Here is a 23,117-nt window from a genome sequence, read left to right on the forward strand (position 1 = left end):
ATTGCAATTCAATAAACAATCTTCAGATAATTATTGAAATAATGGCCATTTTATGATACAATGGAAGCGATTGAATACGAGGTGAAAAATGGCACATTTATTAGAAAAAACGAGAAAAATCACATCTATCTTAAAGCGTTCGGAGGAGAAATTACAAGATGATCTTCCATATAATGCCATCACACGCCAATTAGCGGATATTATTGATTGCAACGCTTGTATTGTTAACAGTAAGGGGCGCCTCCTTGGCTATTTTATGCGTTACAAAACCAATACAGATCGTGTAGAGCAATTTTTCCAATCAAAAATTTTTCCTGAGGACTATATTCAAGGTGCAAATATGATTTACGATACAGAAGCAAATCTGACTGTAGATCACGAATTAAGCATCTTTCCAGTTGAGAGTCGTGCAGATTTCTCAGAAGGTTTGACAACCATTGCTCCAATCCATGTTTCTGGGATTCGTTTGGGATCTTTGATTATCTGGCGTAATGATAAGAAATTCGAAGATGAGGATTTGATCCTTGTTGAGATTGCCAGCACGGTGGTTGGTATTCAGCTTTTGAACTTCCAACGTGAAGAAGATGAGAAAAATATCCGCCGTCGTACAGCCGTAACAATGGCAGTCAATACTCTTTCTTACTCTGAGTTACGAGCAGTATCAGCTATTTTGGGTGAATTGAATGGCAATGAAGGACAATTAACTGCGTCAGTCATTGCAGACCGTATCGGTATTACGCGCTCTGTGATTGTCAATGCCCTTCGAAAACTCGAATCAGCAGGAATTATTGAAAGTCGTTCATTGGGTATGAAGGGAACTTATCTAAAAGTTTTAATCCCAGATATTTTTGAAGAAGTGAAAAAGAGGGACTATTAATGGCTAAGGCTTTAATTTCGATTGACTATACAGAAGATTTTGTAGCAGATTATGGAAAATTGACAGCTGGAGCTCCTGCTCAAGCAATATCAGAAGCAATCAATCAGGTAACTAGATTAGCATTTGACCGTGGAGATTATATTTTCTTTACCATTGATGCTCATGAGGAAAATGATGTCTTTCATCCAGAAAGTAAACTATTTCCCCCTCATAATCTGATTGGGACTAGCGGGCGTAATCTATATGGTAAGTTAGCTGAATTTTATCAGGAACAGTCCCAGGATAGTCGTGTTTTCTGGATGGACAAACGTCACTATTCAGCTTTTTCTGGCACAGATTTGGATATCCGTCTGAGAGAGCGTCGCGTGGATACAGTCATCTTAACAGGTGTTCTTACAGATATCTGTGTATTGCATACGGCTATTGATGCCTATAATCTTGGGTATCAGATAGAAGTTGTCAAGCCAGCAGTCGCATCTATTTGGTCTGAAAACCATCAGTTTGCACTTGGACATTTTAAGAATACATTAGGAGCGAAACTCCTTGATGAAAACCTAGTTGAAATCAAAGAATAATGTATTCAAAAAAAATGAAAAAATCTGAAAAAAGTGTTGACAAAGTTTATGAAAGTTGATATACTAGTAAAGTAATCGACGCGGGGATGGCGGAATTGGCAGACGCGCAGGACTAAGGATCCTGTGACCGCTTTAGGTCGTGAGGGTTCAAGTCCCTCTCTCCGCATAGGAAAAGAGTTAGCTTAGCTAGCTCTTTATTTTTTTATAAAAAAGAGGCTGGGACAAAAGTCCTAGCCTCTCAATTGTCTTTGGATTGTCGAGCAAGACGCAGTGGTTGAGTGGCCTCTACTACGCTGATTTCAACAGCTTTTACAGCCCTACTCAACTGTGCGGAGGTGGGACGACGAAATCGAATTCTAACGAATTACCGATTTCTGTCCTACTCTCTTTTTTTGAGATTTCATAAACATTTCATATTTGGATATTATAATGGTTTTACAAATATGGAGGTGCTATATGAATCCCACTCAAAGAGCTTGGGCTTACGTCAGCAGAAAACGACTGAGAAGTCTCATTTTATTCTTGATTCTATTTGTCTTATTGGCTGGAATATCGGCTTGTCTGACGCTTATGAAGTCCAACAAAACAGTAGAAAATAATCTCTATCGCTCACTGAATACATCTTTTTCTATTAAAAGAATAGAAGCAGATCAGACCTTTCAACTGTCTCAACTAGATGACCTTAAAAAAATACAGGGGCTTGAGGAGATTTCTCCAGAGCTTGAAACAATAGCTAAGTTGACTGACAAAGAAGTCGTTACTGGAGAACAAAGTATCCAAAGGGATGATTTGACAGAGGCTGAAAAAAATCTTATCAGTTTGATTGCATTAGAAGATTCTTCCAAGGATGTTTCTTTTACAAGTTCCGCCTTTACCCTTAAAGAAGGAAGACATCTCGAAAAAGGGGACAGTAAAAAAATCTTAATCCACGAAGATTTAGCCAAGAAAAACAATCTAAAGCTAGGAGATAAGATTAGCTTAAATCCTAGTCAAGTTGAAGGAAATAGTGGACAAAGGCTAGACTATGAAATCGTAGGTATTTTCTCAGGTAAGAAGCAAGAAAAATTCACTGGTCTTAGCTCAGATTTTAGTGAAAACACGGTCTATACAGACTTCGAAAGTAGCCAAACTCTTCTTGGAAATAAGGAAGCTCAAGTTACTGCCGCTCGTTTCTATCTTGAAAATCCAAAAGATATGGATGGCATCCTTCAAGAGGTTGAAAAATTATCTCTGGAAAACCAAGGTTACCAAGTTGAAAAGGAAAATAAGGCCTTTGAACAAATCAAGGATTCAGTTTCGACCTTCCAAACCTTCCTACAGATTTTCCTCTATGGTATTATGATTGCAGGGGTAGGAGCGCTGGTCTTGGTCTTATCTCTTTGGTTACGAGAGCGAGTCTACGAGGTTGGTATCTTATTGGCACTAGGTAAAGGAAAAATAGCAATCTTTAGCCAATTCTGCCTGGAAGTTATCCTAGTTTCATTGGCAGCTATTCTGCCGGCATTTCTTGCAGGAAATGCTATTACTTCCTATCTCTTGAAGACTGTACTAGCAAGTGGCGACCAAGCTGCCCTACAAGATACGCTAGCAAAAGCAACTAATCTTTCAACCAGTCTTCTTTCATTTGGAGAATCTTATGTCTTTCTACTTGTGATTAGTTGTTTATCAGTTGCACTTTGTTTTATCTTTTTATTTAGAAAATCACCTAAGGAAATTTTATCATCTATTAGTTAATGAAGGAGAAATCATGACTTTACTACAATTACAAGATCTTACTTATCGTTACAAGAACACTGCAGAAGCAGTATTATATAAAATCAATTACGATTTTGAACCAGGCAAGTTTTATAGTATTATCGGAGAATCAGGAGCTGGGAAGTCAACACTCTTATCTCTATTAGCAGGACTTGATAGCCCAGTCGAAGGAGCTATCTTATTCGAAGGCAAGGATATTCGTGAACAAGGTTATTCTTATCATCGCATGCACCATATCTCGCTAGTTTTCCAAAACTATAACCTGATTGATTATCTTTCTCCATTGGAAAATATCCGCTTGGTTAATAAAAAAGCTAGCAAGGATACCCTTCTTGAACTTGGTTTAGATGAAAGTCAAATCAAGCGGAATGTTCTCCAATTATCAGGTGGGCAGCAACAACGTGTTGCCATTGCTCGTAGCCTTGTATCGGAAGCACCAGTGATTCTAGCAGATGAACCAACAGGAAACTTGGATCCTAAGACAGCTGGAGATATTATTGACCTGCTCAAATCTCTCGCTGAGAAAACAGGCAAGTGTGTGATCGTTGTGACCCACAGCAAGGAAGTAGCACAGGCGTCAGATATTACACTTGAATTGAAGGATAAGAAACTGACTGAAACAAGAAAAAATAGTAACTAAAACTTTTAAACATATTAAAAACTGAAGTAAATCTAGAAAGGAATCTTATGTTACACAACGCATTTGCCTATGTCACAAGAAAATTTTTTAAGTCTATTGTGATCTTTCTTATCATTCTCTTGATGGCTAGTTTGAGTTTGGTCGGCTTGTCTATCAAGGGTGCGACAGCCAAGGCTTCTCAAGAAACCTTTAAAAATATCACCAATAGTTTCTCCATGCAAATCAACCGCAGGGTTAATCAAGGAACTCCACGTGGTGCAGGGAATATCAAGGGTGAAGATATCAAAAAAATTACTGAAAATAAGGCCATCGAATCTTACATCAAACGGATCAATGCTATTGGTGATTTAACAGGCTACGAATTGATTGAGACACCTGAAACCAAGAAAAATCTAACGCCAGATCGAGCTCAGCGTTTTGGAAGTAGTTTGATGATAACAGGTGTCAATGACTCTTCTAAGGAAGATAAGTTTGTATCAGGCTCTTACAAGCTGGTCGAAGGTGAGCATTTAACCAATGACGACAAGTACCAGATTCTCATGCACAAAGACTTGGCTGCTAAACATGGCTGGAAGGTAGGAGATAAGGTCAAACTGAACTCCAATATCTACGATGCAGATAATGAAAAAGGAGCCAAGGAAACAGTAGAAGTAACGATCAAAGGACTTTTTGATGGACATAACAAATCTGCTGTGACCTACTCACAAGAACTTTATGAGAATACAGCTATAACAGATATTCACACAGCAGCCCAACTCTATGGTTATACAGAAGATACAGCTATTTATGGAGATGCTACCTTCTTTGTAGCTGGAGATAAGAATCTAGATAGTGTCATGCAAGAATTAGGGTCTATCAACGGCATCAACTGGAAGATGTATAGCTTGATTAAGAGTTCATCTAACTATCCTGCCCTTGAACAATCTATCTCAGGCATGTACAAGATGGCTAATCTTCTCTTCTGGGGTAGCTTAAGCTTCTCTGTTCTACTACTTGCTCTCTTACTGACACTATGGATTAACGCCCGTCGTAAAGAAGTTGGAATTCTCCTTTCAATTGGTCTTAAACAAGCAAGTATTCTAGGACAATTTATCACAGAAGCAGTTATGATTGCAATTCCAGCTCTCATTTCAGCCTACTTCTTAGCTAATTACACAGCTCGTGCTATTGGGAACACAGTTCTTGCCAATGTCACATCAGATGTGGCTAAACAGGCAAGTAAGGCAGCCCAAGCTTCCAATCTTGGTGGTGGTGCAGAAGTTGACGGCTTTAGCAAGACTCTTTCAAGTTTGGATATTTCTATTCAACCTTCAGACTTTGCCATCATCTTTGTACTTGGTTTGGTATTGGTAGTATTAGTTATGGCACTTGCTTCAAGCAATCTCCTCTTTAAACAACCAAAAGAACTCTTGTTGGATAGTGAATAAAAAACCTGCTACCTATTCTCACTCAAATGAGATATAATATAGGTAGCATTTTTGATAGAAAAGGATTTATATGAATATTCTAATTGTAGAAGATGAAGACATGATCCGTGAGGGAATTAGTGATTACTTGGCGGATTGTGGCTATAAAACCATTCAGGCTGCAGATGGTCAAGAAGCCTTGGAACAATTTTCAAATCACCAAGTTGCCCTAGTTCTCTTAGATATTCAGATGCCGAAACTCAATGGTTTAGAGGTCTTGTCAGAAATTCGTAAGACCAGCCAAGTTCCAGTCTTGATGTTGACAGCCTTTCAAGACGAAGAGTATAAAATGAGTGCCTTTGCCTCACTAGCAGATGGATATCTGGAAAAGCCTTTTTCCCTTTCTTTGTTGAAGGTTCGGGTGGATGCTATTTTTAAACGTTATTATGATACCGGTCGTACCTTTACCTATAAGGATACTAAGGTAGACTTTGAAAGCTATAGTGCCACAGTGGCAGGCCAAAATGTTCCTGTTAATGCAAAAGAATTGGAAATCCTAGACTATCTAGTTAAAAATGAAGGCCGAGCCTTAACTCGAGTGCAGATCATCGATGCTGTTTGGAAGACGACAGATGAGATCCCTTTTGACAGAGTGATCGATGTCTATATCAAGGAATTACGGAAAAAATTGGATTTAGACTGTATTCTTACCGTGCGCAATGTTGGTTATAAATTGGAGAGAAAATGAGACGTTCAGGTTTATTTAAAAAAATTTTTATCTATACCTTCTCGGTATTTTCTACCTTGGTCATTTGTTTGCATTTGGCCATCTATTTCCTCTTTCCTCCGACCTATCTCAGTCACCGTCAGGAAAGCATCGGGCAAAAGGCTACAGAAATTGCCCAAACTCTCCAAGGAAAGGACAGTCAAGCTATTCAGGAAGTCCTTGAACTTTATTCTAAAAGCAGTGATATTAAGGGAGCTGTTAAGGGAGAGATGACTCAGGATAAGTTGGAAGTCAATGATAATCTTCCCATTGATAAAGAACGACAAACAGCCTCCTTGGTTATTGAGGAAAGAGAAGTTCAAACTAAGGATGGTCAGACGATGACATTGCAATTCTTGGCTTCTATGGATTTGCAGAAAGAAGCAGAAGACATCAGTCTTCAATTTCTGCCTTATACTTTATTAGCGTCTTTCATCGTTTCGCTCCTCATCGCCTTTATCTATGCTAGAACCATTGTTGCTCCTATTTTGGAAATCAAACGAGTGACTCGACGGATGATGGATTTGGATGCAGAAGTGAGGTTGCGCGTGGATTCTAAGGATGAAATTGGCGATCTTAAAGAACAAATCAACAGCCTTTATCAGCATCTCTTGACTGTGATTGCGGACTTACATGAAAAGAATGAAGCCATCCTCCAACTAGAAAAAATGAAGGTTGAGTTTTTGCGAGGTGCTTCCCATGAACTCAAGACACCTCTTGCTAGCCTGAAGATTCTTCTGGAGAATATGCAAGCTAATATTGGTCGCTATAAAGATCGTGACCATTATCTGGGAGTTTCTTTGGGTATTGTGGATGATTTGACTCACCATGTCCAGCAAATCCTATCTCTTTCTTCGGTACAGGAATTGCGAGATAAGAAGGAAGAAATCAATCTTCTAGATATGACAAATCTTCTATTGAAGGACTATGACTTGTTAGCCAAAGAGAGAGAAATCTCTATAGAAAATCAACTGACTAACCAGCAAACTTATCTAAATCCTTCGGTACTCAAGTTGATTCTTTCCAATCTTATCAGTAATGCGGTGAAACACTCTGTCCAAGGAGGTTATCTAAAAATTGGAGAAAAAGATGGTTGGATCTTTATCGAAAACACCTGTACATCTGAGGAACAAGATAAATTTGAACAATCCTTTACGGCGTCTAGTCGACAAAGTAAAGGAGCTGGCTTGGGACTTTTCGTAGTTAAAAGTTTATTAGAAAACGAAGAAATCGACTATCGTTTCGAAAGATATAACGACCACTTGGTATTTTACATGAACCTGCCTCAGAACAAGTATTAGACTAAGTGGGAAAAGGTTTACATATCTGAAAATAGAAGAAATTCAATCGAAACCACGGGAAAAACTAGCTTTTTTTGCTAAAAAGTGATAAAATGAACAATGTAAATGGGATGTCCCATAAAAATATACAGGAGGCCTGATAAAATGGCAATCGTTTCAGCAGAAAAATTTGTCCAAGCAGCTCGTGACAACGGTTATGCAGTTGGTGGATTTAATACAAACAACCTTGAGTGGACTCAAGCTATCTTGCGCGCAGCAGAAGCTAAAAAAGCTCCAGTTTTGATCCAAACTTCAATGGGTGCTGCTAAATACATGGGTGGTTACAAAGTTGCTCGCAACTTGATCGCTAACCTTGTAGAATCAATGGGTATCACTGTACCAGTAGCTATCCACCTTGACCACGGTCACTACGAAGATGCACTTGAGTGTATCGAAGTTGGTTACACTTCAATCATGTTTGACGGTTCACACCTTCCAGTTGAAGAAAACCTTAAATTGGCTAAAGACGTTGTTGAAAAAGCACACGCTAAAGGTATCTCAGTAGAAGCTGAAGTTGGTACTATCGGTGGTGAAGAAGACGGAATCATCGGTAAAGGTGAATTGGCTCCAATCGAAGACGCTAAAGCAATGGTTGCAACTGGTATTGACTTCTTGGCAGCTGGTATTGGTAACATCCACGGTCCTTACCCTGCAAACTGGGAAGGTCTTGACCTTGACCACTTGCAAAAATTGACAGAAGCTCTTCCAGGCTTCCCAATCGTATTGCACGGTGGATCAGGTATTCCTGATGAGCAAATCCAAGCAGCTATCAAACTTGGTGTTGCTAAAGTTAACGTTAACACTGAATGCCAAATCGCATTCGCTAACGCAACTCGTAAATTTGCTCGTGACTACGAAGCAAACGAAGCAGAATACGACAAGAAGAAACTCTTCGACCCACGTAAATTCTTGGCTGACGGTGTAAAAGCTATCCAAGCATCAGTTGAAGAACGTATCGACGTATTCGGTTCAGAAGGTAAAGCTTAATCTAGCTGAACAATACAAAATGAAACCTGCCCCTTTTGGCAGGTTTTTTGGTGTCTTAAGGAAACTATTTAACAGAATTTTTGATTAAAAGTTTCATTTTAAGAGAGAAATCTCTAATTTCAGAATCTACAGGCAAACGCTTGCATTCTGTTTTTTATTGGACTATAATAGGTTGGTATAAATCCTTCTGTAATAATATTGAGAAGGTGTAGAAAGTAAGGATTTAGAATATTTGTAGTCAAAAATACAATGTTGCTATTCCTTACGCTAGGGAGATCAATATGGCAATGATAGAAGTGGAACATCTTCAGAAGAATTTTATGAAGACAGTTAAGGAGCCGGGGTTAAAGGGAGCTTTGCGCTCCTTTATTCATCCTGAAAAGCAGACCTTTGAAGCGGTCAAGGATTTGACTTTTGAAGTTCCAAAAGGGCAGATTTTAGGATTTATCGGGGCAAATGGTGCTGGGAAGTCAACAACCATCAAAATGCTGACAGGGATTTTAAAACCGACATCTGGTTTTTGTCGGATTAACGGCAAGATTCCACAGGACAATCGCCAAGATTATGTCAAGGATATTGGAGTCGTTTTCGGACAACGTACCCAGCTATGGTGGGATTTGGCACTGCAAGAAACCTACACGGTCTTGAAGGAGATTTACGATGTGCCAGACTCGCTTTTCCATAAGCGTATGGACTTTTTGAATGAAGTTTTGGATTTGAAGGAATTTATCAAGGATCCTGTGCGGACTCTTTCACTAGGTCAACGGATGCGGGCGGACATTGCAGCTTCCTTGCTTCACAATCCCAAAGTTCTCTTTTTAGATGAACCGACTATTGGTTTGGATGTGTCGGTCAAGGATAACATTCGACGTGCTATCACCCAGATCAATCAAGAGGAAGAAACAACCATTCTCTTGACTACTCACGACCTAAGCGACATTGAGCAACTTTGTGATCGGATTTTTATGATTGACAAGGGGCAGGAGATTTTTGATGGAACGGTTAGCCAGCTCAAGGAGACTTTTGGCAAGATGAAGACTCTCTCCTTTGAACTGCTACCAGGTCAAAGTCATCTCCTTTCTCACTATGAAGGCTCTTCGGATATGACAATTGATAGACAAGGAAATAGCCTCAATATTGAATTTGATAGTTCCCGCTACCAGTCGGCTGATATTATCAAGCAAACCTTGTCTGATTTTGAGATTCGCGATTTGAAGATGATGGATACGGATATTGAGGATATTATCCGTCGCTTCTACCGAAAGGAGCTCTAAGATGGTCAAATTGTGGAGACGTTATAAACCCTTTATCAATGCAGGAGTTCAGGAGTTGATTACCTACCGAGTCAACTTTATTCTCTATCGGATAGGCGATGTCATGGGGGCTTTTGTGGCCTTTTATCTCTGGAAGGCAGTCTTTGACTCCTCGCAAGAGTCTTTGATTCAGGGCTTCAGTATGGCAGATATCACCCTCTACATTATCATGAGTTTTGTGACCAATCTGTTGACCAGGTCTGATAGCTCCTTTATGATAGGTGATGAGGTAAAAGATGGCTCTATTATCATGCGTTTGTTGCGACCAGTGCATTTTGCGGCCTCCTATCTCTTTACCGAGCTTGGTTCCAAGTGGTTGATTTTTATCTCTGTTGGACTGCCATTTTTAAGTGTCATTGTTTTGATGAAAATCTTATCTGGGCAAGGTATTGTAGAAGTGCTGGGATTAACTGTCCTTTACCTCTTTAGCTTAACTCTGGCTTATCTGATTAACTTTTTCTTTAATATCTGTTTTGGTTTTTCAGCCTTTGTGTTTAAAAATCTTTGGGGTTCCAACCTACTTAAGACTTCCATAGTGGCCTTTATGTCTGGCAGTTTGATTCCCTTGGCTTTCTTTCCAAAGGTGGTTTCAGATATTCTCTCCTTATTGCCATTTTCATCCTTAATTTACACTCCGGTCATGATTATTGTTGGGAAATACGATACCAGTCAGATTCTTCAAGCACTTTTGCTTCAGTTTTTCTGGCTTATAGTGATGGTGGGCTTGTCTCAGTTGATTTGGAAGCGAGTCCAGTCATTCATCACTATTCAGGGAGGTTAGTATGAAAAAATATCAACGCATGCATCTGATTTTTATTAGACAATACATCAAACAAATCATGGAATACAAGGTGGATTTTGTGGTTGGTGTGCTGGGAGTTTTTCTAACTCAAGGCTTGAACCTCCTATTTCTCAATGTCATCTTTCAACACATTCCATCACTAGAAGGTTGGACTTTTCAAGAAATCGCCTTTATCTATGGTTTTTCCTTGATTCCCAAGGGCTTGGACCATCTCTTTTTTGACAATCTCTGGGCACTGGGACAACGCTTGGTGAGAAAGGGTGAGTTTGATAAGTACTTGACGCGTCCCATCAATCCTCTCTTCCATATCCTTGTTGAGACCTTTCAGATTGATGCCTTGGGTGAACTATTGGTCGGTGGAATTTTACTAGCGACAACAGTATCAAGCATTGCTTGGACTCTTCCAAAATTCTTGCTTTTCCTAGTCTGTATTCCTTTTGCGACCTTGATCTACACTTCCTTGAAAATTGCCACAGCCAGCATCGCTTTTTGGACCAAGCAGTCAGGCGCTATGATTTACATTTTCTATATGTTTAATGACTTTGCCAAGTATCCTATTTCCATTTACAATTCGCTTCTTCGATGGTTGATTAGCTTTATCGTGCCATTTGCCTTTACAGCCTACTATCCTGCCAGCTATTTCTTGCAGGATAAGGATGTGTTCTTTAACATAGGAGGTTTGATGTTAATTTCCCTTATTTTCTTTGTAATTTCCCTTAAACTCTGGGATAGGGGCTTGGATGCCTACGAAAGTGCGGGTTCGTAAGAGGTAAAGTAAGACAAAAATCAAGAAAGGCACTTATAATGTTTGTAATTGAAGCAGTCAAGGATGAAGATCAAAAAATGGCAGTTGTCGCTGAGGTTTTAAAGGATTTGCCAGAATGGTTTGGAATACCAGAAAGCACGCAAGCCTACATCGAAGGAGCCAAGGACTTGAAGGTGTGGGCCGCCTTTCAGGAGAGTGATTTGCTTGGCTTTGTAAGCTTGTCCTATTCAAGTGAAGATTGTGCAGAGATTGATTGTCTCGGTGTAAAAAAAGCTCATCAAGGCAGGGGAATTGGTAGTCAATTGCTTGCTACTTTAGAGAGTGAAGCTCGCAAAAACGTTGATTATCTGCAGGTCAAAACAGTGGCAGAAGGCTCTAATAAAGATTATGACCGAACAAATGTCTTTTATCGCAGTCTTGGCTTTAAAAAATTAGAGATTTTTCCACAACTGTGGGGACTCCAAAATCCTTGTCAGATTTTGATTAAAAAGATAGGTTAAGAATCCCTTGACATCCGTCCTTATAGTGCTATACTATAAGTGGAATCGCCGATTTAGCTCAGTTGGTAGAGCACCGCACTCGTAACGCGAAGGTCACAGGTTCGATCCCTGCAATCGGCATTTTAGAAATGTAAAGAAAGACAAAGAAAATTCAGAATGTTTATTTGAAGGCAATTATCACAAGTTGATTTTTAAAAATAATTTAGTATTTTATTTGAAAAAAACAGTAAAAAGCGCAAAAAATCACTTCCTGTGCTATACTGTAATTGAAATTTTTTTAGTTTGGGCGTTAGAACTGTTTCCTCAGTCCTAGCGCCTTTTCTTTTTGATAAGTCTATTTGGTGGAGAAATGATTCTGATACTCAATGAAAATCAAAGAGCAAAGTAGGAAACTAGCCGCAGGTTGCTCAAAGCACTGCTTTGAGGTTGTAGATAGAACTGACGAAGTCAGCTCAAAACACTGTTTTGAGGTTGCAGATGAAACTGACGAAGTCAGTAACATATATACGGCAAGGCGACGTTGACGCAGTTTGAAGAGATTTTCGAAGAGTATGAGAATCTTATGGGCGCAAGTAATGATGGCTTTCATCTTGCTTCCTATTTGGGAAATTCGATTGTAAAAAGAAGAAAAAGCTGGATCCTTAGAATTTGCTGCAATCAATCCCGACATAGTCAAAGCTTGCTTGATATATCGATTTCCTTGCGTGATGTGTGAGGATTTTTTAATGCCAACACTTTCATAAGACTGTTGAGCATAGTCGGCAGAATAAACCTTTTAGAAGCGCCCTATTCCAACACATTGTAGGACTGTCCCACGCTTGATTTCAGTATGGATAGTTTGAGGAGTTTTTCCAAGTAGAGAGGCAATTTCTCTATTTGATTTCCCTTTTTTCCATCGTTCGATTAACCGACGGCTATCGATTGTCAAATGTTTGGCTTTTGTAGTACAATGATTTTGAATCTCTGTGCCTTTCTTGTGTTTGTGGTTGAACAATAAGTATAACACAGAGCTGTTTTCTTATGCCTATAAGAGCTTTCATGTGACAAGAGGACCCCTTGAAGTTGTTTTGTCAGCTAAAGCAAGGCTAGTCTTAGCCTTGGACACCAGCCTAACATCATCAAGCCTCTTATCAAATGAAATCGAGTACTAGCTATAAGCTAGTTGAAGCATCCAATTTTGAGGAGGGCTGGATGGCTAACTTCATTATAGAATTTTCAGTAAAGCGAAAATCATGAAAATTATAATAAAATGTTCTGAAAATAATTGACAAGAGCTAAATTTTCTTGTAAAATAAGAAAAATTAAATACAACACCGAATGAAGTTTAATAGAAGTGGAGAATCCCTTGATGCTCCATGACTGTAAATGGACGGAACTCTGGAGAGACCGTAAAGGCACCGAAGGGGCAAGGCAGGCAACTGCTCAAACTCTCAGGTAAAAGGACAGAGCAATGATAGAGCGCTTTTTGGCATTTATCGATGCATTCCAGAGTACATGTTTTTAACATGTGCTCTTTCTTTTGGGGTTGAATAGATAGGAGAATGGTATGTTAAATTTGCTAAAAGAGCTGGATACTCTGGTATGGGGACCACCCCTTTTGATCTTATTGGTTGGTACTGGGATTTACTTGACTCTTCGTTTAGGGCTTTTACAAATTTTGCGTCTCCCTAAGGCCTTCCAGCTTATTTTTACCAAAGACAAGGGACATGGTGATGTTTCGAGCTTTGCTGCCTTGTGTACAGCCCTAGCAGCAACTGTTGGTACAGGAAATATCATCGGGGTGGCAACAGCCATCAAGGTGGGAGGTCCTGGTGCCCTCTTCTGGATGTGGGTGGCTGCTTTCTTTGGAATGGCAACAAAGTATGCAGAGGGCTTACTGGCTATCAAATATCGGAGTAAGGATGAAAATGGCGCTATCGCAGGAGGACCGATGCACTATATCCTTCTAGGGATGGGAGAAAAGTGGCGCCCTCTTGCAATCTTTTTTGCTATAGCTGGAGTATTGGTTGCACTTTTAGGGATTGGTACTTTTACCCAGGTGAATTCCATTACAGAATCCGTTCAAAATACGGCTAGTATTGATCCGACAATTACTGCACTTGTTTTATCTATTTTCGTGGGGATCGCAGTCTTTGGTGGGCTCAAGTCTATTTCAAAGGTGTCAACTACAGTTGTTCCCTTTATGGCTATTGTCTATATCTTGGGAACCTTGACAGTTATTCTCTTTAATATCGAGAAAATCCCTGCAACTCTGGCCTTGGTCTTTACATCAGCTTTTAGTCCAGTAGCTGCAGTCGGAGGGTTCGCTGGAGCCAGTATTCGAACTGCTATCCAAAATGGTGTAGCGCGTGGTGTCTTCTCAAATGAATCTGGCTTGGGTTCAGCTCCTATTGCGGCTGCAGCAGCCAAGACAAATGAGCCAGTGGAGCAAGGTTTGATTTCCATGACAGGTACCTTTATTGATACTTTGATCATCTGTACCCTGACTGGTTTGACCATCTTGGTGACTGGTGTTTGGAACGGTGATTTGAATGGAGTTGCTTTGACTCAGTCAGCTTTTTCTACAGTCTTTTCTTTCTTTGGACCTGCTCTTCTAACAATCTTCTTGGTACTTTTTGCCTTTACCACGATTTTGGGTTGGAACTATTATGGAGAGCGTTGTTTTGAGTTTCTCTTTGGTGTTCGCTTTATCTGGCTCTATCGTGTGGTCTTTGTTGCCATGGTCTTACTGGGTGGCTTCATTGAGTTGGATATGGTTTGGATTATTGCAGATATTGTCAATGCTCTCATGGCACTGCCAAACTTGATTGCCCTCTTAGCCTTGTCTCCAGTCGTTATCGCTGAGACTAAGAAATATTTTGATAAATAATGTAAGATTGATCTTTCCATTTAATGAAAATGCTAGCATTTGTTTGTGAGATGCTGGCTTTTTTTCACTTCTAGGGCTAGTCTTTTGTTTTATGTCATAAGATGAATGAAATTCAATAGTACATTTTTAATGATGTCATTTATTTGCACTATTATTTATTGTATAATAGTCAGCATAAATCTGTTTTTATTCTGACCTATCTTGCTCCATATATATGCGAAAGAGAAATAAACAGGAGGTGTTTATGTCAAAAGATATTCAAAAATTAGTGATTTCACAAGGGATAGCGAATCTAGCAGATGTCTTTTTTAGAGTCATTGTGATTGCAAATGTGTTTGTCTTATCTGGTTCGGTCATTTCAACCTCCCTAGTGCCAATTCTGATTGGTCTATCCTCCTTTTTAGCCAGTTTCTTAGTTCCGTTAGTAACAAAGAGATTAGCTTTAAATCGTGTTCTTTTCTTGACTCAATTTGGTAAGACAATTCTGCTAGCGATTTTGGTTTTTCTCCTCAAGTACACTGGAAATATCTCTATCCCTCTTTTATACGCTATTGTCACTTTAATCTCCATTTTGGATGGTTTTGCAACACCTGTTTCCTATGCGATTGTTCCACGCTATGCAAGTGATTTAGCTAAAGCAAATGCAGCTATCTCTATGAGTGGAGAAAGTGTGCAACTCGTTGGTTGGGGCTTAGGAGGCTTCTTATTTGCGAGTCTGGGAATGAAGCCTAGCCTGCTCATTGTGTTAGCCTTGTTTACAATTTCTACGATTTTGATGTTCGGTTTACCACTTGTAGAAAAAGAAGAGGTGTCCTCTGAAACAAGTCTTGAGACGCTCACAAAAGGTTGGAGACTGGTGGTTAAAAAATCAAGATTACGCCTTATTGTCCAGGCTAATCTCTTAGAAATCCAAGCCAATGCTATTTGGGTATCTTCTGTTTTACTTGTTTTTGTGACTGAAATTTTACATCAGTCAGAAAGCTATTGGGGTTATGTCAATACGGCTTATTCCTTGGGGATTATCTTGGGAGGAGCTATTGTCTTCCGTCTAGCTGAGAAAGTTGTTACCTATAAATATCAGACTATGACCTTTTCTTTAATAACGACAGCACTAGTAACACTCTTGATAGTGTTATTTCCAAATCCACCTGCTTTTCTCTTCCTATCTCTCGTAATTGGTTTTCTATCTCAGATTAAGGAAGTCCCTGAGAGCGTATTATTACAGGAATCGGTTGATGAGAAGGAACTTGTAAATCTTTACTCCGTTATTGAAGTTGTCTCTACCTTGGCCTTTTCTGCCTCTGTTTTTCTAATGAGTTCTATCACAGAATATTTTGGTGTATTTACTGGTTTTGGCCTGGCTATATCCTGCTTGCTGGTAGAGGCCATCTTAGTTTTAAGAAACAAGCATCAGATAAATTAACAGTTATGATCACACCTCTGGTGTGATTTTTTTGTTTTCATAAAAATTTTTTATCAGTGCAATTTAAAATATATATTATGCAAGGTATAGATTCTGTGTTAGACTTATTGTCAACGAAAAGCTAATGACTCATCAATCAAGGCAAGGATTTGTTCAATAGGCTGATGAGACTTCGTAAGATTTTCGCAGAAACTATTTAATTACAAAATGAAAAGAGGTCCCCTTATGACAACATTTACTATCCACACAGTAGAATCAGCACCAGCAGAAGTGAAAGAAGTTCTTGAAACGGTACAAAAGGACAACAATGGCTATATCCCAAATCTTATCGGTCTTTTGGCCAATGCCCCTACAGCCCTAGAGGCTTATCGCACTGTTGGCGCTATTAACCGTCGCAACAGTCTAACACCTGTAGAGCGCGAAGTGGTGCAAATCACTGCAGCCGTAACTAATGGTTGCGCCTTCTGCGTCGCTGGACATACAGCCTTTTCTATCAAGCAAATCCAGATGAATGATGACCTACTTCAAGCTCTTCGCAATCGTACTCCAATCGAAAGCGATCCTAAGCTGGATACCCTAGCTAAGTTTACCTTGGCAGTTATCAATACCAAAGGGCGCGTAGGAGATGAAGCTCTTGGAGAATTTCTTGAAGCAGGCTATACACAAGAAAATGCCTTGGATGTCGTTCTCGGTGTCAGTCTAGCAAGTCTTTGTAACTATGCCAACAACCTAGCTAACACACCGATTAATCCAGAATTACAACCTTATGCATAAGAGGAGGACAAAGTATGGGATTTTTTTCAGAAGAATTTTTAAGCTGGTTAGACCAGCACGCTGATGAAATTGACAAAAAATCATGTCAAGCTGGAGAAGAGCTGATTGAGAAAATTGCTGCAGAAGGTGCCTTTCGTGTAGGAGTACCAAAAGTTCTTGGAGGGCTAGGTGGAAGTGATCAAGATGTTATCGATATCCTTGCAGAACTCGCTCAACATTCCTTAACAGCTTCCTTTATCTCATGGGGGCAACGAACTTTAATAGACAATATTCTTCATACTGATAATGCTTACTTCAAAGAAGTTTACTTGGAAAAACTCTTATCAGGAGAATATGCAGGTGCTACGGCCTTATCTAATGCGGTCAAGTATCTATCTGACTTAGAGGAACTAAATGTTCGTATCCTTGAAGAAAATGGGAATTATTACCTAAAAGGACGACTTCCTTGGGTAACCAATGCTCGTAAGGATCGCTTCCTCACTATTTTTGTAGCAGGATTTGCAGATGACTCGAGTAAAAGTTATGTAGTAGCCGTACCATCGGACGCAGAAAACTTTAGTCGTTCCGAAGATTTGGAATTTGTCTCTCTCCAAGGAGGGAATACAGCAGCCCTGACTTTTAACAAGGTCCCTTTAAAGGAAGAGTGGATTCTATCGAGGGATGCTCATCAATTTTTAGCGCAAAATCGTCCAGCCTTTTTAGGCTACCAATTTGGCCTAGCCTTTGGTTTGGCTGAACGTTCACTCTCAGAAGTCGAAAAAGAATTGGGGAAACGAGGTGTCTTGAAGGAAGAATGGCAACATCAGGTCGAACAGTTAGATGATATTCGACATTCTCTCTATCAAGGACTATCTGAAGAGTCCTATTTCGTTAAAAATCCGCGTGAACTATTCCAGTTACGAATCGATATTGTTGATGTTGTTGCCCAAAGTCTCTTGTTAGAACTACAAGCTGGTGGCGGTAGAGGATACTTTAGTAAATCGACATCCGGTTTCATACGTCGTTGGAATGAAGGCGCATTTTTACCAATTGTTTCTCCTAGTGCTGTGCAATTGCGACATATTCTAGCGACAAACTAAAAATAAAGAAAATAAAAACGAGGTTTATCTTTTTAAACTTCGTTTTTTATCCTTCATTTAAGCGCTTTTATGCTATACTGATAATAACATGACTATTGGAGGTTCACATGAAAAAACTCCCCTTGGCCTTTTCAGGGTGCTTATTGGGATTGGCTGGAGCAGGCAATCTCATATTGGATATTTTTCCACTATTATCGCACGTCTTTAGTTTGTCAGGCTTGATTTTATGGTTTTATTTTTTATACAGTCATCTTAGTGATTGGCAAGAAAGCCAGCAAGAACTTAAGAAAGCTCCTCTATTATCGGGAATGGCGACCTTTCCCATGGCAGGGATGATTTTATCAACCTACTTACAGCGAATCTTACCTACGAGTATGAGTATCATAGCACAAGCTCTTTGGTGGTTTGCCTTTCTACTGGATGTAGGTTTAATCATCTACTTCACTAAAAATTATGTGCAGACTAAACCAAGAACGAGCGCAACGCCAAGTTGGACAGTTCTTTATGTAGGGATAGCAGTAGCAAGCTTGACCTACCCAGTGGTGGGCATAGTCGAGATTGCCTATGGCGCTTGGATTTTTGGCTTTACCTTAACCCTTTTCCTTTATCCTCTGATTTATCAAGATTTGAAAAGTAATCCATTGCCACGGGCTTTACTGGGGCAAGAAGGAATCTATTGTGCTCCCTTTTCTCTACTGTTAGCAGCACTCGTTCGGATCGGAGGTTCAGGACTTCATGGCTGGATTTTGCTAGTCATGATCCTTGCCTCACAGACTTTCTTTTTCTTTGTTCTCAGTCGTTTACCAAGGATTTTAAAACAGGGATTTCAACCAGCTTTTTCAGCCCTAACCTTCCCAACTATCATCACAGCAACTTCATTGAAAATGGCCCAAGGCATTCTGCAGTTTCCAGTCCTTAACTTTCTCGTTTGGTTAGAGATTATCATTTGTTTAACGATTCTTGTCTATGTATTAGTAGAATATATGCGGTATTTAAGAAACTAAAAAAGCCCCTAGCACTGAGAAGTGTTAGGGGTTTGTTGTCGAGCATAGAAACAATCAATTAGTTCAGCTTTCTCCTACTGCTCTTCATGTTCGGATAAAAAATAATAAGTCATAGTACCGAAGATTGATCCTACTCCGAGTCCTACTAATAGGAAAAATGCGATCATTTTGAGTTCTAGAAACTGCAAGAAGAAATCTGTAATGGAGTGATTTTCAAGAAGTACTTTTTTGGAAAATAGGATAAATAAGTAGAGAGTTGGGATGCTAGTTCCAACTAACCAACTTCTTAACTTGATTTGACGCTTGCTGTAAGTGATTTGTGGAATCTCGGATTGATCATCATCTTCTAAGTGAAGCCCTCTAGTAGAATATCTTGCCTTGAGACTGAGGGTAAAAATCATCAAGAAGTAGAGATAGGGCATAGCCATTCGAACCATCTCTATAAAGCGTCCAAACAAAAGATAGAACAGGAAGAGAAAGAAGGAAGAGTAAAAGATTTGGACCATGGAACGGGCGCAAGCCTTATAGATGACCTCTTGACGGCATTCGTCAAAAGGCCCTTGTATATGAAAGAAATTTCGAACTAAGCGAGTGGTTAAGTCTTCTTTTTTCATGGTAGTGACCTCTTAATAACCTTGTTTTTGATTAGCTTCTTTAAAGAGTTGATAGAGAGTATAGAAGTAGACTAGACTAAAAACGATACAGATGGTTAGAAATAATAGATATCTCCAATCCATAGAATTTGTTAACAGTTGTGGGAAAGATACGAGGATAAAGCAGAGTGATGCGTTTAAGAGGCGTATTTTTTTTGATGTGATTTTCTGAAATCTTTGTCCTTTGTTCAAGACAGGAAGGGCTAAGAGGAAGATGATCAGAAAAGGACGCGTAATCTGCCCATAAACTAGGAAAACTGTCATAAAGATACTGACCAAAATATGACTGAGAATTAAAGTTTGTAGTGATTTCATAAGTTTCCTCCTAATCGTCGTCTTGATCTTCTCTAGCTTTTTGAATACGAAGAGTGATGACAATATGCACTGTTAATCCGAAAAAGAAGGCTGCAACGATGGTTGACAAGATGCTTCTTGTATTCAAAAGAGCGGTAAGATAGCTTTTGCTATCATCCATTAGGATATTGAGAAGTGGCATTCCAAAGAACATGGCTATTCCATAAACCAGACCAGCTTTAAGTCCAGGATTACGTAACTGTTTCTTTTCCTTCTGGCTCAACATATCAGGATCGATAGCAGCAATACCAGTTTTTTTAGTTTGAGTAGTGACATAGATAGCACAAACCATGGAAATTAGAAAGATAATGATTGGATATCCAAAAGCGACTACTTGGGGATATCTAAAAGCAAGGACAAAGGGAATAAGATTGCCTAAAGTCATGAGGTAAAAGAGAATCATAAAGATTTTATTTCCGATGTGCTCAGCTTCGCGCCGTTTGTGTTCATCAAGTGGCCCTGAAATGCCATAGATACGTTTGATTAGTTTTTCATAGAGGGGTTCTTTTTTCATGGGTAATTTCTCCTAAATGAACGATGTTATTTTGTTTCTTTTACGAATTGATAGAGATAATAAAGATAAGTAATAGAAGAAAGGATAGCGATAGTTAGCAATAGATAATATTTCCAATCGTTTGAAATAACCGTCAGTTGTGGTAAGGATAGAAAGGATAGAATCATAAAGAATAGTGCTAAGTTGAGTATGCGCGTTTTTTGGGAATCTATCTTTAGATAAGTCAGTCCTTTGTTGAGTGCTGGAACAAAGACAAGAACAAGGACTGTATCGTAGATGGGCAAGTTCCCTGAAACGATGATGAAGATGAGCAGTGAAGCAAACAAAAGATGATAGGTAAGTAAAGTTACTAGTGATTTCATAAGCTTTCTCCTAATCCTTATCTTGCTCTTTTTTAGCTCTTGCAATGCGAAGTGAGTCGACAATATGTATCATAACTCCGAAAAAGAAAGCTCCCAGTATAGTTTTAAAAATATGTTTTGTATTTAGAAGAGAACTGATAAAATTTGAATTTTCACTTGTTAGGGTATCAATGAGTGGAATTATAAAAAATATCACTGTTCCATAAATCGAACCTGCTTTTAGACCAGGATAACGTAACTGCTTCTTTTCTTTTTTCATGAGTTTCCTCCTAATCCTTATCCTGGTCTTCCTTGGCTTTTGCAATGCGACGGGAGATGATAATCTGTATGACCACTCCAAAGAAGACAGACTGGAGGATACTTGAAAAAATATTTTTAAAAGCGAGAAGAGACTGAAGATAGTCCTGACTCTCACCTAGCAGTATAAGGAGAAGAGGGGTTGAAAAAAAACTCATTAATCCATAGACTATCCCAGCTTTCAGACCAGGGTAATGTAGTTGCTTACTTTCTTTCTCAGTCAGCATATCTGGTTCGATAGTTGTAATCCCAGTTTTTTGCATTTGGTAGGTGACATAGCCAGCAGCGATGAGGGCAATCACTAAAATCAGAGGAGGATAGACTAGAGCCACTAGTTGAGGAAATTGATAGGCCAGAACAAGCGGAATAAGATTGCCGAAAATCATCAGATAAAAGAGAATCATAAAGACTTTATTTCCGATGCGGTCAGCTTCGCGCCGTTTGTATTCGTCCAGTGGATCAGAAATACCGTAAGTGCGTTTGATGAGCTTTTCAGTGAAGGTTTCTTTTTTCATTTTTCTTCTCCTTTTTAAAAATCATCCTCCCAAAAGAGACTGTTGAGGTCAGTTTGGAGGCTGCGGGCGAGATTGAGACAGAGTTCCAGAGTTGGATTGTACTTGTCGTTTTCAATCATATTAATGGTTTGTCTCGAGACACCAATATCCTTGGCAAGTTCGAGTTGGGACTTTCCCAGTTCCTTGCGGAATTCTTTTACGCGATTCATGCTTCCTCCTTTTTAGTTTATGTCACATATATTTGACTATAGTATATTCTTTTAAGAACATAATGTCAACTATTTTTGACATATTTTTAAAAGAATCTTGGTGATAATATTTCTATGTGAAAATCTTTTAGCGATTTTATGCTATAATGAAGAAAAGTACAGAATTATAAGAGTGAATTGGATAGACTGAAAGCTATCCACTAAAGAAGGAGCAGAAAATGAACCATAAGATTGCAATTTTATCAGACATTCATGGTAACACGACAGCCTTGGCTGGAGTTCTTGAAGACGCTAAAAATTTGGGAGCGACTGAATATTGGCTTCTGGGAGATATTTTTCTTCCTGGGCCGGGAGCAAATGACTTGGTGGCTCTTTTGAAAGACCTTCCCATTACAGCATCCGTTCGAGGGAACTGGGATGATTGTGTGTTAGAGGCTTTAGATGGGCAATATGGTTTAGAGGATCCCCAAGAAATCCAGCTTCTCAGGATGACTCAATATCTGATGGAGGACCTAAAGCCAGAGCATATTGATTGGTTGAGAAATCTGCCTATGGTAGCCAAGAAAGAAGTTGAAGGCTTACGTTTTTCTCTTTCTCATAATTTACCTGAGAAAAATTATGGTGGTGATTTGCTGGTTGAAAATAATACCGAAAAATTTGACCAGTTACTTGATGAAACTACGGATGTAGCCGTCTATGGGCATGTCCATAAACAGCTCCTACGTTATGGTAGCCAAGGCCAACAAATCATCAATCCAGGTTCGATTGGTATGCCTTATTTTAACTGGGAAGGACTGAAAAATCACCGAGCCCAGTATACCTTACTTGAGCTTGAAAATGGTGAATTGGTCAATATCCAATTTCGAAAAGTCGCCTATGACTATGAAGCAGAGCTAGAATCAGCTAAGACCAAAGGCCTTCCTTTTATCGAAATGTATGAAGAGTTGCGACGTGAGGACAACTATCAAGGCCATAATAGAGATTTGTTAGCCAGCCTCAATGAAAAACATGGTTATATCAAGGATGTCAAAAACTATTTTGATTTTTTGTAAAAGGTGCTTTAACGAACAGATACTAAATAAAGAAGTTGAGACAGAACGTGCTAGCCTAGAAGAAAAGGCGAAAAACTTTAAAGAACGCCTTGAAAGCCTTTAAAATTAAAAGGGGTGACAATATACTTAAGGCGAAAATTTTTTATATATTTTTATTTTCGACCATTGTCGAAAGTACAGCCTTGTTGTTTTTGAAAAGAGGTCTCGAAATGGGTTATTTAGATACAGAAGCTATTATCCTTACAGTTTTTTCATTTGTTTTTTCAATCTCTGTTCATTTGTTTG

The 23,117-nt window shown here is 39.2% G+C and carries 25 protein-coding genes, 2 tRNA genes, 1 pseudogene and 1 riboswitch; of the genes and pseudogenes, 20 read left to right on the forward strand and 8 right to left on the reverse strand.

Annotated features, from left to right (window positions below; translation table 11 throughout):
• Positions 1-88: 88 nt before the first annotated feature.
• The 14 genes from codY (at position 89) to QM917_RS01520 (ending at position 11,847) form a co-directional block, all read left to right on the forward strand.
• Positions 89-877 carry a GTP-sensing pleiotropic transcriptional regulator CodY gene (gene codY, locus QM917_RS01455; RefSeq protein WP_311523248.1) on the forward strand — a complete coding sequence of 263 codons (789 nt, stop codon included), beginning with the start codon at positions 89-91 and terminating at the stop codon, positions 875-877.
• Positions 877-1,452: a cysteine hydrolase family protein gene (locus QM917_RS01460; protein WP_414284479.1), complete on the forward strand. Its 576-nt coding sequence runs from the start codon at positions 877-879 to the stop codon at positions 1,450-1,452. Before codY ends, QM917_RS01460 begins: the two co-directional genes overlap by 1 nt.
• A gap of 80 nt (positions 1,453-1,532) precedes the next feature.
• Positions 1,533-1,618 (forward strand) — tRNA-Leu (locus QM917_RS01465).
• A 290-nt stretch (positions 1,619-1,908) separates the two neighbouring features.
• Positions 1,909-3,186: an ABC transporter permease gene (locus QM917_RS01470; protein WP_414284481.1), complete on the forward strand. Its 1,278-nt coding sequence runs from the start codon at positions 1,909-1,911 to the stop codon at positions 3,184-3,186.
• A gap of 13 nt (positions 3,187-3,199) precedes the next feature.
• The gene (gene vex2 / locus QM917_RS01475) at positions 3,200-3,847 is read left to right on the forward strand and encodes an ABC transporter ATP-binding subunit Vex2 (protein WP_004252438.1); all 648 of its coding nucleotides are present in this window, start codon (positions 3,200-3,202) and stop codon (positions 3,845-3,847) included.
• Positions 3,848-3,894: 47 nt separating this feature from the next.
• Positions 3,895-5,274, forward strand: a complete 1,380-nt coding sequence (vex3, locus tag QM917_RS01480; RefSeq protein WP_414284483.1) for an ABC transporter permease subunit Vex3 — start codon at positions 3,895-3,897, stop codon at positions 5,272-5,274.
• Positions 5,275-5,344: 70 nt separating this feature from the next.
• Positions 5,345-6,001, forward strand: coding sequence for a response regulator transcription factor VncR (gene vncR, locus QM917_RS01485; protein ID WP_414284485.1), 657 nt, complete (start codon positions 5,345-5,347; stop codon positions 5,999-6,001).
• Positions 5,998-7,320 carry a sensor histidine kinase VncS gene (gene vncS, locus QM917_RS01490; RefSeq protein ID WP_414284487.1) on the forward strand — a complete coding sequence of 441 codons (1,323 nt, stop codon included), beginning with the start codon at positions 5,998-6,000 and terminating at the stop codon, positions 7,318-7,320. Before vncR ends, vncS begins: the two co-directional genes overlap by 4 nt.
• A gap of 144 nt (positions 7,321-7,464) precedes the next feature.
• A complete protein-coding gene (locus QM917_RS01495; protein WP_033688381.1) occupies positions 7,465-8,346 on the forward strand; it encodes a class II fructose-bisphosphate aldolase in 882 nt (293 codons plus the stop codon).
• A 281-nt stretch (positions 8,347-8,627) separates the two neighbouring features.
• Entirely contained in the window at positions 8,628-9,620 is a 993-nt protein-coding gene (locus QM917_RS01500; protein ID WP_414284489.1) for an ABC transporter ATP-binding protein, read from the forward strand.
• A 1-nt stretch (position 9,621) separates the two neighbouring features.
• A complete protein-coding gene (locus QM917_RS01505; protein ID WP_414284491.1) occupies positions 9,622-10,440 on the forward strand; it encodes an ABC transporter permease in 819 nt (272 codons plus the stop codon).
• A gap of 1 nt (position 10,441) precedes the next feature.
• Complete coding sequence (locus QM917_RS01510) at positions 10,442-11,227, forward strand: ABC transporter permease (protein ID WP_414284493.1); 786 nt, start codon at positions 10,442-10,444, stop codon at positions 11,225-11,227.
• Between the two features lie 38 nt (positions 11,228-11,265).
• A complete protein-coding gene (locus QM917_RS01515) occupies positions 11,266-11,727 on the forward strand; it encodes a GNAT family N-acetyltransferase (RefSeq protein ID WP_414284494.1) in 462 nt (153 codons plus the stop codon).
• Between the two features lie 47 nt (positions 11,728-11,774).
• A tRNA-Thr gene (locus QM917_RS01520) sits at positions 11,775-11,847 on the forward strand.
• Positions 11,848-12,505: 658 nt separating this feature from the next.
• Here QM917_RS01520 and QM917_RS01525 read toward each other — a convergent pair.
• Positions 12,506-12,688: pseudogene (locus QM917_RS01525) on the reverse strand (helix-turn-helix domain-containing protein); the annotation flags it as partial.
• Between the two features lie 406 nt (positions 12,689-13,094).
• A riboswitch (glycine riboswitch) is annotated at positions 13,095-13,183 on the forward strand.
• Between the two features lie 90 nt (positions 13,184-13,273).
• Between QM917_RS01525 and QM917_RS01530 the strand changes: the two are divergent.
• From QM917_RS01530 to QM917_RS01550, 5 genes are all read left to right on the forward strand, one after another.
• The gene (locus QM917_RS01530; protein ID WP_414284496.1) at positions 13,274-14,596 is read left to right on the forward strand and encodes an alanine/glycine:cation symporter family protein; all 1,323 of its coding nucleotides are present in this window, start codon (positions 13,274-13,276) and stop codon (positions 14,594-14,596) included.
• Positions 14,597-14,840: 244 nt separating this feature from the next.
• Positions 14,841-16,019, forward strand: coding sequence for a ryptide export MFS transporter (locus QM917_RS01535; RefSeq protein ID WP_414284498.1), 1,179 nt, complete (start codon positions 14,841-14,843; stop codon positions 16,017-16,019).
• 225 nt (positions 16,020-16,244) lie between these two features.
• Positions 16,245-16,793 (forward strand): carboxymuconolactone decarboxylase family protein, encoded by a 549-nt coding sequence (locus tag QM917_RS01540; protein WP_045763587.1) that lies wholly within the window; start codon positions 16,245-16,247, stop codon positions 16,791-16,793.
• A gap of 14 nt (positions 16,794-16,807) precedes the next feature.
• Positions 16,808-17,872, forward strand: a complete 1,065-nt coding sequence (locus QM917_RS01545) for an acyl-CoA dehydrogenase family protein (protein WP_414284499.1) — start codon at positions 16,808-16,810, stop codon at positions 17,870-17,872.
• A gap of 107 nt (positions 17,873-17,979) precedes the next feature.
• Positions 17,980-18,876: a TDT family transporter gene (locus QM917_RS01550; RefSeq protein ID WP_153225182.1), complete on the forward strand. Its 897-nt coding sequence runs from the start codon at positions 17,980-17,982 to the stop codon at positions 18,874-18,876.
• Between the two features lie 74 nt (positions 18,877-18,950).
• On the opposite strand, the gene QM917_RS01555 is transcribed toward QM917_RS01550, so the two are convergent.
• From QM917_RS01555 to QM917_RS01585, 7 genes are read right to left on the reverse strand one after another with little or no spacing between them, the layout of a single operon-like run.
• Positions 18,951-19,490, reverse strand: coding sequence for a DUF3278 domain-containing protein (locus tag QM917_RS01555; protein WP_248035636.1), 540 nt, complete (start codon positions 19,488-19,490; stop codon positions 18,951-18,953).
• A 12-nt stretch (positions 19,491-19,502) separates the two neighbouring features.
• Positions 19,503-19,844, reverse strand: coding sequence for a hypothetical protein (locus QM917_RS01560; RefSeq protein WP_153225184.1), 342 nt, complete (start codon positions 19,842-19,844; stop codon positions 19,503-19,505).
• A gap of 10 nt (positions 19,845-19,854) precedes the next feature.
• Entirely contained in the window at positions 19,855-20,397 is a 543-nt protein-coding gene (locus tag QM917_RS01565; protein WP_414275851.1) for a DUF3278 domain-containing protein, read from the reverse strand.
• Positions 20,398-20,423: 26 nt separating this feature from the next.
• The gene (locus tag QM917_RS01570) at positions 20,424-20,759 is read right to left on the reverse strand and encodes a hypothetical protein (RefSeq protein ID WP_248035642.1); all 336 of its coding nucleotides are present in this window, start codon (positions 20,757-20,759) and stop codon (positions 20,424-20,426) included.
• A 10-nt stretch (positions 20,760-20,769) separates the two neighbouring features.
• On the reverse strand, positions 20,770-21,018 hold the full coding sequence (locus QM917_RS01575) for a hypothetical protein (RefSeq protein ID WP_248035645.1): 249 nt from the start codon (positions 21,016-21,018) through the stop codon (positions 20,770-20,772).
• 10 nt (positions 21,019-21,028) lie between these two features.
• Complete coding sequence (locus QM917_RS01580) at positions 21,029-21,571, reverse strand: DUF3278 domain-containing protein (protein WP_414273194.1); 543 nt, start codon at positions 21,569-21,571, stop codon at positions 21,029-21,031.
• A 14-nt stretch (positions 21,572-21,585) separates the two neighbouring features.
• Complete coding sequence (locus tag QM917_RS01585) at positions 21,586-21,780, reverse strand: helix-turn-helix transcriptional regulator (RefSeq protein ID WP_006152985.1); 195 nt, start codon at positions 21,778-21,780, stop codon at positions 21,586-21,588.
• 218 nt (positions 21,781-21,998) lie between these two features.
• On the opposite strand from QM917_RS01585, the gene QM917_RS01590 reads away from it, so the two are divergent.
• The gene (locus QM917_RS01590; RefSeq protein ID WP_414284501.1) at positions 21,999-22,832 is read left to right on the forward strand and encodes a metallophosphoesterase family protein; all 834 of its coding nucleotides are present in this window, start codon (positions 21,999-22,001) and stop codon (positions 22,830-22,832) included.
• Positions 22,833-23,117: the final 285 nt, after the last annotated feature.

The organism is Streptococcus infantis, from assembly GCF_047460685.1.
Classification (GTDB): domain Bacteria; phylum Bacillota; class Bacilli; order Lactobacillales; family Streptococcaceae; genus Streptococcus; species Streptococcus infantis_AD.